Annotated in this window: 14 protein-coding genes, 1 tRNA gene and 1 pseudogene; 13 read left to right on the top strand and 3 right to left on the bottom strand. The window is 71.5% G+C overall.

Going from position 1 to position 15,678, the window contains the following annotated elements; all coding sequences use genetic code 11:
• The first annotated feature begins 91 nt into the window (after window positions 1-91).
• Complete coding sequence (locus tag ACZ5TL_RS17500; RefSeq protein ID WP_468590670.1) at window positions 92-2,941, top strand: penicillin acylase family protein; 2,850 nt, start codon at window positions 92-94, stop codon at window positions 2,939-2,941.
• Window positions 2,942-3,008: 67 nt separating this feature from the next.
• Here the strand turns inward: ACZ5TL_RS17500 and ACZ5TL_RS17505 are convergent, their stop codons facing one another.
• A complete protein-coding gene (locus tag ACZ5TL_RS17505; RefSeq protein ID WP_468590671.1) occupies window positions 3,009-3,557 on the bottom strand; it encodes a 5-formyltetrahydrofolate cyclo-ligase in 549 nt (182 codons plus the stop codon).
• Between the two features lie 168 nt (window positions 3,558-3,725).
• Here ACZ5TL_RS17505 and galU point away from each other — a divergent pair, with 168 nt between their 5' ends.
• From galU to ACZ5TL_RS17545, 8 genes and pseudogenes are all read left to right on the top strand, one after another.
• Window positions 3,726-4,652: a UTP--glucose-1-phosphate uridylyltransferase GalU gene (gene galU / locus ACZ5TL_RS17510; protein ID WP_468590672.1), complete on the top strand. Its 927-nt coding sequence runs from the start codon at window positions 3,726-3,728 to the stop codon at window positions 4,650-4,652.
• Between the two features lie 4 nt (window positions 4,653-4,656).
• Window positions 4,657-5,994 (top strand): molybdotransferase-like divisome protein Glp, encoded by a 1,338-nt coding sequence (gene glp, locus ACZ5TL_RS17515; RefSeq protein WP_468590673.1) that lies wholly within the window; start codon window positions 4,657-4,659, stop codon window positions 5,992-5,994.
• Window positions 5,995-6,079: 85 nt separating this feature from the next.
• Entirely contained in the window at window positions 6,080-6,589 is a 510-nt protein-coding gene (gene moaC, locus ACZ5TL_RS17520; RefSeq protein ID WP_468590674.1) for a cyclic pyranopterin monophosphate synthase MoaC, read from the top strand.
• Window positions 6,586-7,086 (top strand): MogA/MoaB family molybdenum cofactor biosynthesis protein, encoded by a 501-nt coding sequence (locus tag ACZ5TL_RS17525; protein WP_468590676.1) that lies wholly within the window; start codon window positions 6,586-6,588, stop codon window positions 7,084-7,086. Before moaC ends, ACZ5TL_RS17525 begins: the two co-directional genes overlap by 4 nt.
• A 23-nt stretch (window positions 7,087-7,109) precedes the next feature.
• A complete protein-coding gene (locus tag ACZ5TL_RS17530; protein WP_468590914.1) occupies window positions 7,110-7,730 on the top strand; it encodes a GNAT family N-acetyltransferase in 621 nt (206 codons plus the stop codon).
• A 171-nt stretch (window positions 7,731-7,901) separates the two neighbouring features.
• On the top strand, window positions 7,902-9,101 hold the full coding sequence (gene sepX, locus ACZ5TL_RS17535; RefSeq protein ID WP_468590677.1) for a divisome protein SepX/GlpR: 1,200 nt from the start codon (window positions 7,902-7,904) through the stop codon (window positions 9,099-9,101).
• 83 nt (window positions 9,102-9,184) lie between these two features.
• Window positions 9,185-9,258: transfer RNA gene (locus tag ACZ5TL_RS17540), tRNA-Ala, on the top strand.
• A gap of 327 nt (window positions 9,259-9,585) precedes the next feature.
• A pseudogene (locus ACZ5TL_RS17545) lies at window positions 9,586-9,897 on the top strand (alpha/beta fold hydrolase); the annotation flags it as partial.
• Window positions 9,898-10,181: 284 nt separating this feature from the next.
• On the opposite strand, the gene ACZ5TL_RS17550 reads toward ACZ5TL_RS17545, so the two are convergent.
• Window positions 10,182-10,658 (bottom strand): GNAT family N-acetyltransferase, encoded by a 477-nt coding sequence (locus tag ACZ5TL_RS17550; protein ID WP_468590679.1) that lies wholly within the window; start codon window positions 10,656-10,658, stop codon window positions 10,182-10,184.
• A 60-nt stretch (window positions 10,659-10,718) separates the two neighbouring features.
• On the opposite strand from ACZ5TL_RS17550, the gene ACZ5TL_RS17555 reads away from it, so the two are divergent.
• The gene (locus tag ACZ5TL_RS17555) at window positions 10,719-11,522 is read left to right on the top strand and encodes an exodeoxyribonuclease III (RefSeq protein WP_468590680.1); all 804 of its coding nucleotides are present in this window, start codon (window positions 10,719-10,721) and stop codon (window positions 11,520-11,522) included.
• 13 nt (window positions 11,523-11,535) lie between these two features.
• Here ACZ5TL_RS17555 and ACZ5TL_RS17560 read toward each other — a convergent pair whose 3' ends face one another.
• On the bottom strand, window positions 11,536-12,183 hold the full coding sequence (locus ACZ5TL_RS17560) for a MerR family transcriptional regulator (RefSeq protein ID WP_468590682.1): 648 nt from the start codon (window positions 12,181-12,183) through the stop codon (window positions 11,536-11,538).
• Window positions 12,184-12,313: 130 nt separating this feature from the next.
• Here ACZ5TL_RS17560 and ACZ5TL_RS17565 point away from each other — a divergent pair, with 130 nt between their 5' ends.
• Genes ACZ5TL_RS17565 through ACZ5TL_RS17575 form a run of 3 tightly spaced genes read left to right on the top strand, consistent with a single transcriptional unit; the run spans window position 12,314 to window position 15,674 of the window.
• Entirely contained in the window at window positions 12,314-13,873 is a 1,560-nt protein-coding gene (locus tag ACZ5TL_RS17565) for a flavin-containing monooxygenase (protein WP_468590683.1), read from the top strand.
• The gene (locus ACZ5TL_RS17570) at window positions 13,870-14,793 is read left to right on the top strand and encodes an alpha/beta fold hydrolase (RefSeq protein WP_468590684.1); all 924 of its coding nucleotides are present in this window, start codon (window positions 13,870-13,872) and stop codon (window positions 14,791-14,793) included. The genes ACZ5TL_RS17565 and ACZ5TL_RS17570 overlap by 4 nt, the downstream gene beginning before the upstream one ends.
• Complete coding sequence (locus tag ACZ5TL_RS17575; RefSeq protein WP_468590685.1) at window positions 14,790-15,674, top strand: SDR family oxidoreductase; 885 nt, start codon at window positions 14,790-14,792, stop codon at window positions 15,672-15,674. Before ACZ5TL_RS17570 ends, ACZ5TL_RS17575 begins: the two co-directional genes overlap by 4 nt.
• The last annotated feature ends 4 nt before the right edge of the window (window positions 15,675-15,678 follow it).

Genomic DNA, 15,678 nt, shown 5'->3' on the forward strand with positions numbered 1-15,678 from the left:
GGGCCGCAAGGCCCTGCGCCTATCGTTGCTCCAGCGCTCAGTTAAAAGCACAGCCGAACCTGCCGCTCGCGTTAGGACAGCAAGGACAGCGATGCCCCCCAACACCACCGCCTCCACGGGTCAGCAGCCCGCCAAGTCCGGCAGGAGAAAGGGGCGAAAAGCCCGTCTGATCGTGCTCGTCCTGGTGCTGGCCCTCATCGGGGGTATCGGCTTCGGGGGGTACTGGACCGTCAGCACCGTCCGGGCCTCCTTCCCGCAGACCAAGGGCACCCTCCCGCTCCAGGGCCTCTCGGGACCCGTCGAGGTCAAACGCGACGCTCACGGCATCCCGCAGATCTACGCCTCCTCCGACGCGGACCTGTTCATGGCGCAGGGCTACGTCCAGGCGCAGGACCGGTTCTACGAGATGGACGTCCGCCGCCACATGGCGGCCGGGCGCCTGTCGGAGATGTTCGGCAAGAGCCAGGTCGACAACGACGAGTTCCTGCGCACCCTGGGCTGGGACCGGGTCGCCAAGCAGGAGTACGACACCAAGCTGTCGTCCGCCACGAAGCAGTACCTCCAGGCCTACGCCAAGGGGGTCAACGCCTACCTCCAGGGCAAGGACGGCAAGGACATCTCACTGGAGTACGCGGCGCTGGGCTTCACCAACGACTACAAGCCGCAGCGGTGGACCCCGGTCGACTCGATCTCCTGGCTGAAGGCGATGGCCTGGGACCTGCGCGGCAACATGCAGGACGAGATCGACCGCGCCCTGCTGACCAGCCGCCTCGGCCCGAAGCAGATCGCCGACCTGTACCCGGAGTACCCCTACAGCCGGAACAAGGCGATCGTCCAGGAGGGGCAGTACAGCGAGCTGACGGAGGCGTTCGGACAAGGCGGTGCGAACGGCGCGTCCGGAACCAGCGGAACGTCCGGGACGAACGGCACCCCCGGCGCGAACGGGACCGGCGGCACCGCAGCAGGAACCGCAGGCACCGCGGGAGCCTCGGGCACGGCTCAGGACACATCCGGCGCCGCGGGCGCCTCCGGCACCTCGAATCTGGACAGCCAGCTCACCGGCCTCACCCAGGTCCTGGACGACCTCCCGCCGGCCGTCGGCGTGAACGGCGACGGCATCGGCTCCAACTCCTGGGTCGTCCGCGGGAAGCACACGATCACCGGCAAGCCGCTGCTGGCCAACGACCCGCACCTGTCGCCCTCGCTGCCGTCCGTCTGGTACCAGATGGGCCTGCACTGCCGCAGCGTCTCCAGCACCTGCCAGTACGACGTCAGCGGCTACACATTCGCCGGCATGCCCGGGGTGATAATCGGCCACAACCAGGACATCGCCTGGGGCATGACCAACTCCGGCGTGGACGTCACCGACCTCTACCTGGAGAAGATCACCGGCGACGGCTACCTGTACGACGGCAAGGTCAAGCCCTTCGAGACGCGCGAGGAGACCATCAAGGTCGCCGGGGGTGAGTCCAAGAAGATCGTCGTACGGCAGACCGAGGACGGGATGCCCCTGCTCTCCGATCGCTCCGACGAGCTCGTGAAGGTCGGCAAGAAGGCCACCGTCGACACCGCCGCACCCGACAGAGGCGACGGCTACGGTGTCGCGCTGCGCTGGACCGCCCTGCAGCCGGGCACCACCATGGACGCCGTCTTCGCCATGGACCGGGCGAAGGACTGGACCGACTTCCGCGAGGCCGCCGCGCTGTTCGACGTGCCCTCGCAGAACCTCGTGTACGCCGACACCCAGGACAACATCGGCTACACCCTGCCGGGGAAGATCCCCACGCGCGCGAAGGGCGACGACGGCTCCGTCCCGGCGCCCGGCTGGGACCCCGACTACCGCTGGACCGGCTACATCCCGCAGGACGAGCTGCCCTACGAGTACAACCCGGACCGCGGCTACATCGTCACCGCCAACCAGGCCGTGATCGACCCGGACAAATACCCCTACACGCTCACCACGGACTGGGGCTACGGCACACGCAGCCAGCGGATCACCGACCTGATCGAGTCGAAGATCAAGGACGGCGGCAAGGTCTCCACCGACGACATGCGGCAGATGCAGCTGGACAACAGCAGCGAGATCGCCCGACTGCTGGTGCCCACGCTGCTCAAGATCGACCCCGAGAGCGAGGACGTCCGCGAGGCGCAGAAGCTCCTCGAGGGCTGGGACTACACCCAGGACGCCGACTCGGCGGCCGCCGCGTACTTCAACGCGGTCTGGCGCAACGTCCTCAAGCTCGCCTTCGGCAACAAGCTGCCCAAGGAGCTGCGGCCCAAGGGCCAGTGCCTGTGGGTCGAGCCGGTCAACACCACCGGTCCCGCCGACGAGGCCGCGAAGGTCCGCGAGTGCGGCCAGCGCGACCCCGACCAGGCGCAGCCGGACGGCGGCGACCGCTGGTTCGAGGTCGTCCGGGGACTCATGGAGCAGCCGGACAGTGACTGGTGGAAGACGCCCGAGGTGCGCACCCGCCCCGCCGCCGACAACCGCGACGAGCTGTTCAAGCGGGCCCTGATCGACGCCCGCTGGGAGCTGACCGCCAAGCTCGGCAAGGACATCGACAGCTGGAGCTGGGGCCGGCTGCACCGCCTGTTCCTGAAGAACCAGACCCTCGGCACCGCGGGCCCCGGTTTCCTGCAGTACGCCCTCAACCGCGGTCCCTGGGAGCTCGGCGGCGGCGAGGCGACAGTCAACGCGACCGGCTGGAACGCCGCCGGCGGCTACGGGGTCGTGTGGGTGCCGTCCATGCGGATGGTGGTGAACCTCGGCGACCTCGACAAGTCCCGCTGGATCAACCTCACCGGCGCCTCCGGGCACGCCTACAGCGCCCACTACATCGACCAGACGGACAAGTGGGCCGACGGCGAACTGCTGCCCTGGTCCTTCTCGGACCAGGCGGTCGAGAAGAACACGACCGACAAGCTGGTGCTCAAGCCGTGAGCCACTGACACGGCAGACAACCGGCAGCCGGACGGCCCTCCACGCACGCGTGGAGGGCCGTTCCGTGTCAGGGCTCCTGCCGGAACCGCCGTACGCCCGACGGTGTCACCACCGCGTGCACCGGCCGGTCGTGCGGCTCCTCGGGGACGTGCTCGACCACCTCCGCGTCGTACAGCAGCACCACCAGGGAAGGCCGGGCCCCCGCCCGCTCCAGCCGCGCCAGCACCCGGTCGTACGAGCCGCCGCCCCGGCCCAGCCGCATCCCGCGCGCGTCCACCGCGAGCCCCGGCAGCAGCACGGCGTCGGCCCTCGTCACCGCCTCCGGCCCGAGGCGCTCGCCCGCGGGTTCGAAGAGGGCCATCCTGCCGCCGTGTTGGACCCGCGCCAGCGAGCCCTCGCCCTCGTACACGCCCCAGTCGAGGTCGTTGTCCGGGAGCAGCACCGGCAGCAGCACGCGCACGCCCCGGGCGCGCAGAGCGTCCAGGAGCGCGAGCGTTCCGGGTTCACTCCCCACCGAGACGTACGCGGCCACCGTGCCGGCCCGCGCCAACTCGGGCAGCTCCAGCGCCCGACCGGCCAGTGCCGACGACGTTTCCCGCAGGTCATCCGCCGTCAACCTGCTCCTCACCGCGAGGAGTCCGCGCCGCAAAGCGCGCTTGTCAGGCTCGCCCGGACGTGCGATAGGGCTCAATGGTTGCTCCCGAACTATGGCAATACGCTCATATGAGCGCCTATGAACCGGAGCCGCAGATTCCATGCAAAGGCACCGGATAAGGTGGCGGGCATGACTCAGTCGCACCCTCGGATCAGCAAGGCTGTCATTCCCGCAGCAGGCCTCGGTACCCGGTTCCTGCCGGCCACCAAAGCCACTCCCAAGGAGATGCTGCCGGTCGTGGACAAGCCCGCGATCCAGTACGTGGTCGAGGAGGCAGTCGCCGCGGGTCTCGACGACGTCCTCATGGTGACGGGCCGCAACAAGCGTCCCCTCGAGGACCACTTCGACCGCAACTACGAGCTGGAATCGGCCCTGCAGAAGAAGGGCGACGCCCGCCGTCTCGCCAAGGTGCAGGAGTCCAGCGACCTCGCGACCATGCACTACGTCCGCCAGGGCGACCCCAAGGGCCTCGGCCACGCCGTCCTGTGCGCCGCGCCGCACGTGGGTGACGAGCCCTTCGCCGTCCTCCTCGGTGACGACCTGATCGACCCCCGGGACCCGCTGCTGCAGCGCATGGTCGAGGTCCAGGAGCAGCGCGGCGGCAGCGTCGTCGCACTCATGGAGGTCGCTCCCGAGCAGATCCACCTCTACGGCTGCGCGGCCGTCGAGACCACCGAGGACAGCGACGTCGTCAAGGTCGGCGGCCTCGTCGAGAAGCCCGACCCGGCCGACGCCCCGTCCAACTACGCGATCATCGGCCGCTACGTCCTCGACCCGCACATCTTCGGCATACTGCGCCGGACCGAGCCGGGCCGTGGCGGCGAGATCCAGCTCACCGACGCCCTCCAGCAGCTCGCCGAGACGCATTCATCAGCGGCTACCGCCGCGGGGAAGACCGGCGGCCCGGTGCACGGCGTCGTCTTCAAGGGCCGCCGCTATGACACCGGCGACCGCGGCGACTACCTGCGTGCCATTGTCCGACTCGCATGCGAACGTGAAGACCTGGGCCCGGACTTCCGGACCTGGCTTCGCAGTTACGTAGCCGAGGAGATGTAGCACGTTGAGCAGCGCCGCGACCCGCGTCACCGGCCAGGACCACTCGGGCCCCGACCACCTGTGGTCGGTGGACGAGCACCTGGAGGACATCCTCGCCACCGTCCGCCCCCTGGAACCCATCGAGCTGCACCTGCTCGACGCCCAGGGGTGTGTCCTCGTCGAGGACATCACGGTGCCGGTGTCCCTGCCGCCCTTCGACAACAGCTCGATGGACGGCTACGCGGTACGGGTCGCCGACGTGGCGGGCGCGAGCGAGGAGTTCCCGGCGGCCCTCGAGGTCGTCGGGGACGTCGCCGCGGGCCAGGCCGAGCTGCTCCACGTGGGCCCCGGCCAGGCCGCCCGCATCATGACCGGCGCCCCGCTGCCGCCCGGCGCCGAGACGGTCGTGCCCGTCGAGTGGACCGACGGCGGGCTCGGCGAGGGCCCGGTGCGCGGGATGCGCGCCCGCAGCCTCGGCCCCGAGGGCGCCACCGGGCAGGTGCAGGTGTACCGCCCGGCCGCGGCACGCGCGCACGTGCGCGCCAAGGGCAGCGACGTCAGGGCCGGCGACCGCGCCCTGGAGGCCGGCACGATCCTCGGCCCGCCCCAGATCGGCCTGCTCGCCGCGATCGGCCGCGGCACCGTCCGCGTACGCCCGCGCCCGCGCGTGGTGGTGCTCTCCACCGGCAGCGAACTCGTCCAGCCGGACACGGACCTGGGCACCGGTCAGATCTACGACTCCAACAGCTTCGCCCTCACCGCCGCCGCCCGCGACGCCGGTGCCCTCGCCTACCGGGTGGGCGCCGTCGCCGACGACGCCGAGACCCTGCGCTCCGCCATCGAGGACCAGCTGGTCCGCGCCGACCTGATGGTCACCACCGGCGGCGTGAGCGTCGGGGCGTACGACGTGGTCAAGGAGGCCCTGTCCCACGTCGCTGACGAGGACGAGGCCGGCAGCGGCATCGAGTTCCGCAAGCTCGCCATGCAGCCCGGCAAACCCCAGGGCTTCGGCTCCATCGGCCCCGACCACACCCCCCTGCTGGCCCTGCCCGGCAACCCGGTGTCGTCGTACGTCTCCTTCGAGCTGTTCGTCCGCCCCGCCATCCGCACCCTCATGGGCCTTCAGGACGTCCACCGCCCCACGACCCGGGCGGCCCTGGCCGCGGACAAGGCGCTGACCTCCCCGAAGGGCCGCCGCCAGTTCCTGCGCGGCACGTACACCGAGGGGCGGGTCACCCCGGTCGGCGGTGCCGGATCCCACCTGGTCGCGGCCCTCGCCCACGCCGACGCGCTGATCGTCGTCCCCGAGGACACCGAGTCCGTCGAGCCCGGCACCGAGGTCGAGGTGGTCCTGCTCGGCTGAGAGGCGCTGGTTGGGGGTACCGTGTCGCGCACAACAGGCCCGTGCGCCGCACCGCGACGGGCCCGGACCGGGAGCGCCACACAGCATGAGCACGCAGGACCCACCCACGCGGGACGGCCCCGCACAGGACCGGCTGACGCACATCGACGAGGCGGGCGCCGCCCGCATGGTCGACGTCTCCGAGAAGGACGTGACCGCGCGCACCGCCCGCGCCAGCGGACGCGTCCTCGTCTCGCCCCGCGTGATCGAACTGCTGCGCGGCGAGGGCGTCCCCAAGGGCGACGCCCTCGCGACCGCGCGGATCGCCGGGATCATGGGTGCCAAACGCACCCCCGACCTGATCCCGCTCTGTCACCCCTTGTCGGTGTCCGGTGTGAAACTGGACCTGTCGGTCGCGGACGACGCCGTGGAGATCCTGGCCACCGTGAAGACGACGGACCGCACGGGTGTCGAGATGGAGGCCCTCACCGCGGTCTCCGTCGCCGCGCTCACCGTGATCGACATGGTCAAGGCGGTCGACAAGGGAGCGGTCATCACGGACGTACGGGTGGAGGAGAAGACGGGCGGCAAGTCGGGCGACTGGAGCCGGGCATGACCTACCGCGCTCTCGTCGTCACGGCCTCGAACCGGGCCGCCGCCGGGATCTACGAGGACAAGGGCGGCCCGCTGATCTCGGACGGTCTGAAGCGCTTCGGCTTCGAGGTCGACGGTCCCCAGGTCGTCCCCGACGGCGACCCCGTGGAGGCGGCCCTGCGCGCCGGGGTCGAGACCGGCTACGACGTCATCGTCACCACGGGCGGCACCGGCATCTCGCCCACCGACCGCACCCCCGAGGCCACCCGCCGGGTGATCGACCACGAGGTGCCGGGCATCGCAGAGGCCATCAGGGCCTTCGGCCGGGAGAAGGTGCCGACCGCGGCGCTCTCCCGGGGCCTGGCCGGAGTGACCGGGGGCACGCTGATCGTCAATCTGCCCGGATCCAGCGGCGGTGTGAAGGACGGCCTGGCCGTCCTGGAGCCGCTGCTCGTCCACGCCGTCGAGCAGCTCCGCGGCGGCGACCACCCCAGACCCGGCAGCGGGGGTGTGAGCTGAACAGCCCGTCCTGGCCCGTCGAGCTGGTGGACGGCGACATCGTCCTCAGGCCGATAAAGCTGCGCGACCAGCGGGCGTGGCGCGAGGTCAACCGGCGCAACCGCGACTGGCTGCGCCCCTGGGAGGCCACGATTCCGCCGCCCGCGCCCGGCGGGCCGATGGGGCACCGCCCGACCTTCCGCCAGATGGTCCGCCACCTCAGGGCGGAGGCGAACGCGGGCCGGATGCTGCCCTTCGTCATCGAGTACCAGGGGCGGCTGGTCGGGCAGTTGACGGTCGCCGGGATCACCTGGGGATCGATGTGCTCGGGGCACGTCGGGTACTGGGTCGACGAGGGGGTGGCCGGCCGCGGCGTGATGCCGACCTCGGTCGCGCTCGTCGTGGACCACTGTTTCCGCACGGTCGGACTGCACCGCATCGAGGTCTGCATTCGACCCGAGAACGGCCCCAGCCGCCGGGTGGTGGAGAAACTCGGATTCCGCGAGGAGGGCCTGCGGCCCCGCTATCTCCACATCGACGGCGGCTGGCGCGACCATCTGGTCTTCGCGCTCACGGCGGAAGAGGTGCCGGACGGGCTGCTCAGACGCTGGCACCGGGCACGATCGCAGAGTAATCCGGGAATCCGGCACCGCCCCGGAAATTGAATACTTGTTCGAAATTGATCGCGTGATGACCGTCTTGGGGCAATGAATTCCGGCCTGAGTGGTCCGCTGATCGCATCTGTCGCAAAAAAAGTTCGAAATATCAGCCAGATCGTGCGACACACCGGCTCAATTGGCGGATGGCCTCACGCAAACCCCTCTACGGTGTGAGGCGTGAGCAGCAGCGGCCTCATCTACGCAGTCATTGTCGGGGCCTGGGCCGCCTACTTGGTGCCGATGTGGCTCCGTAGGCAGGACGAGCTGAACGAGGCCCGTCCGACGGAACGCTTCAGCACCGCCATCCGGCTGCTGTCCGGACGGGCGGGGATGGAGCGCCGATACGCCAGGGACCTGCAGGCGCGCTCCACCGACGAGGGGGAGCGGGACGCCGACGACCTGGACGCCGTCACCGAGTCGGTGGACGTCCGGGCCTTCGCCGTGTCCAAGACCCGTCCGCAGACCCAGGCACCCGTACCGTCGCCCGCCCCCGAGCAGCCGGCCCGCCCGGCGCCGCCCGCGCCGAGCGCGGCGGCAGCGGCGGCAGCGGCGGGAGCCGAACGCGCGCGCAGCCGCGTGCCCGCGGCCCGGCGCATGTCCCCGCAGGCCGAGGCGGCCGCGGCGCGGGCCCGGCGCTCGAAGGTGCTCGCGCGCCGCCGGCGCACCACCACCATGCTGTTCCTCGCCTTCACACTCGGCGCGATCGTCGCCGCGGTCGGGGGACTGGCGTTCCTGTGGGCCCCCGGTGTGCCCGCCGTCATGCTCAGCGTCTACATCGCGCACCTGCGCTCCCAGGAGCGCCGCCGTTTCGCGTACCAGATGGACCGCCGCCGGGCCGAGGCCGCGGCCCAGCGGCTGCGGGAGCGCCAGCGCCAGCCCCGTCGGCGCTCCCTGACCGATGACGAGGCCGACGAACCGGGGGAGGGACCCGGGCCGGTGACCGACCCCGGCCTGTCGGCCCTCGCGGCGGACCGGCGCGCCCTCGTCGAGCAGACCGACCACGCCGAGTGGGTCGACCAGCAGCGCGAGCGGCAGCGGCGGCCCGGGCAGGGCGGCGACAGCTGGGAGCCGGTGCCGGTGCCGCTGCCGACGTACGTGACCGCACCGGTCGCCCCCCGGGCCACCAGCGACGTGGACCTGGGCGCCCCCGACACCTGGAGCTCGGCCCGCTCCAGCACGGTCGCCCCCGACGCGGAGCCCGAGACCGACGCCGCCGACCCGGCCGAGGCGGACCCCCATCCGCACGACGCGGCGGACGACGACGGGCGCACCGACGCCCGCCGGGCTGCCTCCGCACGGCGGGCGCGGGAGCGCGGCCGCACGCCGCTGTTCGACCAGTACGAGGACGGGGAGCGGCCCCGGGCCGCCAACGAGTAGCCCCGCGAAGCCGCAGGTGACGGCCCCTCGGGAACGGATTTCCAAGCAGGCCGATCGGGGTGCTAAGGTTTCACTCGTTGCAAGGGCCTGTGGCGCAGTCCGGTAGCGCACCTCGTTCGCATCGAGGGGGCCAGGGGTTCAAATCCCCTCAGGTCCACGCACGACTGTTCTTGAGTTCGCTCGGGGGCGGTTGACCGAGATCCCGCCGATCTTCACGATCGGTCGGGATCTTTGTCGTTTCCGAAGCCTGCACAACTCTGTCCGGGGCGATGGAGGGCAGCGGTCCTTGATCGGAGCTGGGGCGGGGCGCCGTCTCAGGCCGCTGAAGACATCGCGACCGGCCACGAGGCTCCGCTGCGGGCCATGCTCAAGCTGCCCGATGCCTGCGAGCAAGGCCAAGACGCATCTGGCAGTTGGGAATGTGCAACGTCCCCTGGGCGCAACTCGGTTGCTGCGCCTGAGCGTTCTTGACAGGGTCTCGGACATGCCCACCTTCGCGGCGTATGACGGAACCGAGCTGGCGTACCACGTCATCGGCGACGGCCTTCCTGTGGTCTGCCTGCCCGGGGGCCCGATGCGGGCCTCCGCCTACCTCGGTGACCTCGGAGGTCTCTCCGCGCATCACCGCCTGATCATGCTCGACCTCCGTGGCACCGGCCAGTCCGCGATCCCTGACGACACCGCCTCGTATCGCTGCGACCGACTTGTCGGCGACGTCGACGCCCTGCGTCAGCACCTCCGCCTTGACCGGATGGATCTGCTGGGGCACAGTGCCGGCGCCAACCTGGCTGCACTGTGTACCGGCGAAGGTGATCCAGCAGGTCTCCCGGGGTTCGACGGCGAAGGCGTGGAGGTCGGGCTCGGGCAGGAAACGGACCCACCGGAAGGCGTCCGGCAGTGTGGCGAGGAGCAGCTCCACGCTGCCGGGCTCCCGGCGAGCCATCGCCGCCATCATCCGGGTGCCCGCCGACACCACGGTCTGGTAAGAGAGGGTCGCAGCGCGAGCGGCCTTTGGTGCCTCGCGCGTGCCCTTGCCGTCGGCGACCCCGTTCCCCGCTGCTCGGGACGATCTCCAGCTGATCAGAGCCGCTTCGCGAAGCAGCGGCTCGAGTCGTAGTGGCGGTAGTAGCCGAACTTGGCGCACGGCTCGTAGCCGCTGGAGGTGTAGAGGGCGATGGCCTCCGGCTGCTTCGTGCCGGTCTCCAGGACCATGCGGACGCGGCCGGCGAGCCGGGCGTCCTCCTCCAGGGCGGACAGGATGCGGCGGGCGAGGCCCCGGCCGCGCATCTGTTCGATCACGTACATGCGCTTGAGCTCGGCGTCGCCGTCCAGGTTGCCCTCGCCGTTCGTGTCCTGGGCGCGCCAGCCGCCCGAGGCGACGGGGGTGCCGTCCTCGTCGTACGCGATCAGGTAGACGCCGTTCGGCGGGTCGAAGTCCGCGGCGGCCATGGGCGTGGCATCGCCGTCGTCCCCGTAGCGGACGGCGTACTCGGCCTGGACCTGGTCGTTCAGCTTCACGGCGTCGGGGTGGTCGAAGGAGACCCGGCGTATGCGCATGGCCGCTACCGTATTCGATCCGGAACTGGACCTCGTCCAGCGTGCCGGTATCGTGCCCGGGTGCTCACTGTGACCTCTGTGAATGTGAACGGGCTGCGTGCCGCCGCGAAGAAGGGCTTCGTCGAGTGGCTCGCGGGGACCGAAGCCGATGTGCTGTGCCTGCAGGAGGTGCGGGCCGAGCCGGAGCAGCTGCCGGAGCACGTCCGTGCGCCCGAGGGGTGGCATGTGGTGCACGCGCCGGCCGCCGCCAAGGGGCGGGCCGGAGTGTCCCTGTACAGCCGCCGCGAGCCCGACCGGGTGCAGGTCGGCTTCGGGTCCGCCGAGTTCGACGGCAGCGGACGGTACGTGGAGGCGGATCTGCCGGGGGTCACCGTCGCCTCGCTGTACCTGCCCTCGGGTGAGGTCGGCACCGAGCGGCAGGACGAGAAGGAACGCTTCATGGGCGAGTTCCTCGCCTACCTCAAGGGGCTGCGGCAGCGTGCCGCCGCCGAGGGGCGCGAGGTGCTGGTCTGCGGCGACTGGAACATCGCCCACCAGCAGGCCGACCTGAAGAACTGGCGCGCGAACCAGAAGAACTCCGGGTTCCTGCCGGAGGAGCGGGAGTGGCTGGGGCGGGTCCTCGACCCGGCTGACGGAGGGTACGTCGACGTCGTCCGGGCCCTGCACCCGGACACGGAGGGGCCGTATTCCTGGTGGTCCTACCGTGGGCGGGCCTTCGATAACGACAGCGGCTGGCGGATCGACTACCACCTCGCGACCCCCGGCCTCGCCGAGCGGGCCGTCAAGGGGTTCGTGGAGCGGGCCGCCACGCACGCGGAGCGGTGGTCCGACCACGCGCCGGTGACCGTCGCCTACGACCGTTAGGACCTGCCGGCCGTCAGCGCCCGCCCCCGCGCATCCTCCGGTCCAGCGCCAGCGACAGCTCCGCCTCCACCACGCTCCGTGCCAGCGGGCGCAGGCGGGGGAGGTCCTGGTCGGAGGCGTGGCGCAGGACCAGGGTCGTGAAGAGGTCGGCCAGGGCGTCGGCGTGGGTGCGGACCTCCTGGGCGGCGCCGAGGACCTCCGCGAGCGGGATGCCCTCGCGGACCAGGGCCGAGGAGACGTCCAGGAGGCGGCGGCTGATGTGGACGATCTCGCCGCCGTCGGTGCCGAGGTAGCCGAGTTCCATGGCGGCGGCGAGGTTCTCCGGGGTGGCCTCGCCTGCGAAGTGGTCGGCGAGTTCCTCGGGTGTGAGGTGGACCGGTTCCTCCTCGGTGGGGCCGCCGACGCCGAGCAGGTCGCCGACGTCCCGGCCGTGGTCGAAGGCCTCCGCCAGTTCCGCGATGCCGCTGAGGGTGTGGCCGCGCTCCAGCAGGGCCGTGATCGTGCGCAGCCGGGCCAGGTGCTGGTCGTCGTACCAGGCGATGCGGCCCTCGCGGCGGGGTGGCGGGATCAGCTTGCGTTCGCGGTAGAAGCGCAGGGTGCGCACCGTGATCCCGGCCATGCGGGCCAGCTCTTCCATGCGGTATTCACGCTTCTCGGCCACCTGGGCACCTTAAGGCGTACCGAGGGTAACTTTCCTGGCCCGCCCCCTACCCAGCGGTACGGTGCTGCCCTACGCTCCCATTGCGCCAGTGTTCACTGGCATGGTTCTCGTGGTGTGTGGAGGTGTCGGCATGGGCGAGCGCGAACACGAGCATGTGCGGGTCGCGGTGGTCGGGTCCGGGTTCGGCGGGCTGGGGGCCGCCGTGCGGCTGCGCCGGGAGGGGATCACCGACTTCGTCGTGCTGGAGCGGGCCGGCAGCGTCGGCGGCACCTGGCGGGACAACAGCTACCCGGGCTGTGCGTGCGATGTGCCGTCCCACCTGTACTCCTTCTCCTTCGCGCCCAATCCCGACTGGCCGCGCACCTTCTCGGGGCACGAGCACATCCGCGCCTACCTGGAACACGTGACGGACACCTTCCGGCTGCGGCCACACATCCGCTTCGACTCGGAGGTGAAGCGGATGACGTGGAACGCCGAGCGGCTGTGCTGGGACATCGAGACCAGCAGCGGAAACCTGTCGGCGGACATCGTCGTGTCGGCCACCGGGCCGCTGTCCGACCCGAAGGTGCCGGACATCCCCGGCCTGGACTCCTTCCCCGGCAAGGTCTTCCACTCCGCCCGCTGGGACCACGACTACGACCTGCGCGGCAAGCGCGTCGCCATGGTGGGGACCGGCGCCTCGGCCGCCCAGATCGTGCCGTCCATCCAGCCGGACGTCTCCCGGCTCACCCTCTTCCAGCGCACCCCGCCGTGGGTCATGCCCCGTGTCGACCGGGCCATCAGCGGGCCCGAGCGGTGGCTGCACCGGCAACTGCCCATCACCTCGCAGCTGCGGCGCGGACTGCTGTGGGGCATCCGGGAGTTGCAGGTCCAGGCGTTCACCAAGCGCCCGAACGAACTCGGCCTCGTCGAGCGGCTGGCCAAGCGCAACATGGCCCGCGCCATCAAGGACCCGGCCCTGCGGGCGAAGCTCACTCCGGACTACCGCATCGGCTGCAAGCGGATCCTGCTGTCCAGCGCGTACTACCCGGCGATCGCGCAGCCGAATGTGGACGTCGTCGCGAGCGGCCTGGCCGAGGTCCGCGGTTCGGCCCTGGTCGCCGCCGACGGCAGCGAGGCCGAGGTGGACGCGATCGTCTTCGGCACCGGCTTCCACGTCACCGACATGCCCATCGCCGACCGGGTCGTGGGCGCCGACGGGCGGACCCTCGCCGAGGCATGGAAGGGCGGCATGGAGGCCCTGCGCGGCGCCAGTGCGGCCGGCTTCCCCAACTTGGTGACGATCATCGGGCCCAACACCGGCCTCGGGAACTCCTCGATGATCCTCATGATCGAGTCGCAGCTGAACTACCTCGCCGACTTCGTCCGCCAGCTCGACGTCCTGGGGGTCCCCCCAGGCCCTTCGGGCTCTGGGGGAGGCCGGGTCGCCCTCGACGCCCGCCCGGGCGCCGTGCGCGCCTGGAACCACCGGGTGCAGGAACGGATGAAGCGCACCGTGTGGAACACCGGCGGCTGCACCAGCTGGTACCTCGACGCGAGCGGCCGCAACACCACCATCTGGCCCGGCACGACGGCCGAGTTCCGGCGGGCGACGCGACGGGTCGACCTCACGGAGTACGACGTCGTGCGGGCCCCCGTGACGCAGATGGCTGAGCAGCAGGCCGCGAAGAAGGCCGGGGTGGACGCGTGAGCCGCCTCCTCGCCGTCGACTCCGGCCCCTACGCCCCGCCCGCTCCCGCGCGCGAACTGACCGCCGTCTCCGCCGACGGCGCCCGGCTGCACGTCGAGGTGCACGGGCCCGAGGGCGCCCCCGCCGTCGTCCTCGCCCACGGCTGGACCTGCTCGACCGCCTTCTGGGCGCCTCAGATCCGCGCCCTGGCCGCCGACCACCGGGTCATCGCCTACGACCAGCGCGGCCACGGACGCAGCCCGGCGAGCCCGGCGTGCAGCACCGACGCGCTCGCCGACGACCTGGAAGCCGTACTCGAAGCGACCCTCGCGCCCGGCGAACAGGCCGTGATCGCCGGGCACTCCATGGGCGGCATGACCGTGATGGCGGCCTCCGGGAGAGCCGCCTTCCGTGCGCACACGGCCGCCGTCCTGCTGTGCAGCACGGGCAGTTCGCAGCTGGTCGCGGCCTCCACCGTCATCCCCCTGCGGCCCGGGCGGCTGCGGACCTGGCTGACCCGGCGGATCCTCGGCTCCCGCGCCCCGCTCGGCCCGGTCACACCGCCGGCCCGCCGGATCCTCAAGTACGGGACCATGGGCCCCGGTTCGGCCCCGCACGTGGTCGAGGCCTGCGCCCGCATCGTGCACGCCTGCCCCCGCACGGTCCGCCACGCCTGGTCGCAGGTGCTGGACCTGCTCGACCTCGACCACGGCGTACGGGAGCTGACCGCGCCCACGGCCGTGGTCGTCGGTACGGCGGACCGGCTGACACCGCCGGTGCGGGCCCGGGCCCTGGCCGAAGCGCTGCCGCACTGCACCGGGATCACCGAGCTGCCCGGCATCGGCCACATGACGCCGCTCGAGGCGCCCGAGCTGGTCACCCGGAAGATACGTGAACTCGTCCACGCACACATCCAGGTCGTCACCGAGGAGAGCGCATGAGCAGGGTGAGCCTCGAAGGCAGGGTCGCCGTGGTGACCGGGGCGGCGCGCGGGGTAGGGGAGTTGCTGGCCCGCAAGCTCTCCGCACGCGGCGTGCGGATCGCACTGGTCGGGTTGGAGCCGGACGCCCTCAAACAGGTCTCCGGGCGGCTGCACAGCGACAGCGACCACTGGCACGCCGACGTCACCGACCACGAGGCGATGGCCCGGGTCGCGAGCGAGGTCAAGGAGCGCTTCGGCCGGGTCGACATCGTGGTCGCCAACGCCGGTGTCGCCACCGGCGGGCCGTTCGCCGACTCCGACCCGGAGTCCTGGCGGCGGGTGATCGAGGTCAACCTGATCGGCTCGGCGGTGACCGCCCGCGCCTTCCTGCCGCTGCTGCTGGAGAGCCGGGGGTATCTGCTGCAGATCGCGTCCCTCGCGGCGATCACGCCGGCGCCGATGATGACCGCGTACTGCGCGTCCAAGTCGGGCGTGGAGGCGTACGCCCACAGCCTGCGCGCCGAGGTCGGGTACCGGGGCGTGACGGTCGGAGTCGGCTATCTGTCGTGGACCGACACCGACATGGTGCGCGGGGCCGACCAGGACGACGTCATGCGAGAGTTGAGGCAGCGGCTGCCCTGGCCGTCCAACAAGACGTACCCGCTGGGACCGGCGGTGGACCGGCTCGTGGCCGGCATCGAGCGCAGGTCGGGCCATGTCTACGGGCAGTGGTGGCTGCGCGGGATGCAGGGCGTGCGCGGCTACCTGCCCGGGGTCATCGGGGCGGTGGGCCGGCGTGAGATGCGGCGGTTCGCGGACCGGCTGACGGGCATCCGCACGGGCCTGGTCGGGGCGGGTGGAGCGGCCGACGAACAGCAGCGCACTACGCTCCGTGAGTGATCGA

The organism is Streptomyces sp. NPDC033136 (assembly GCF_055578235.1).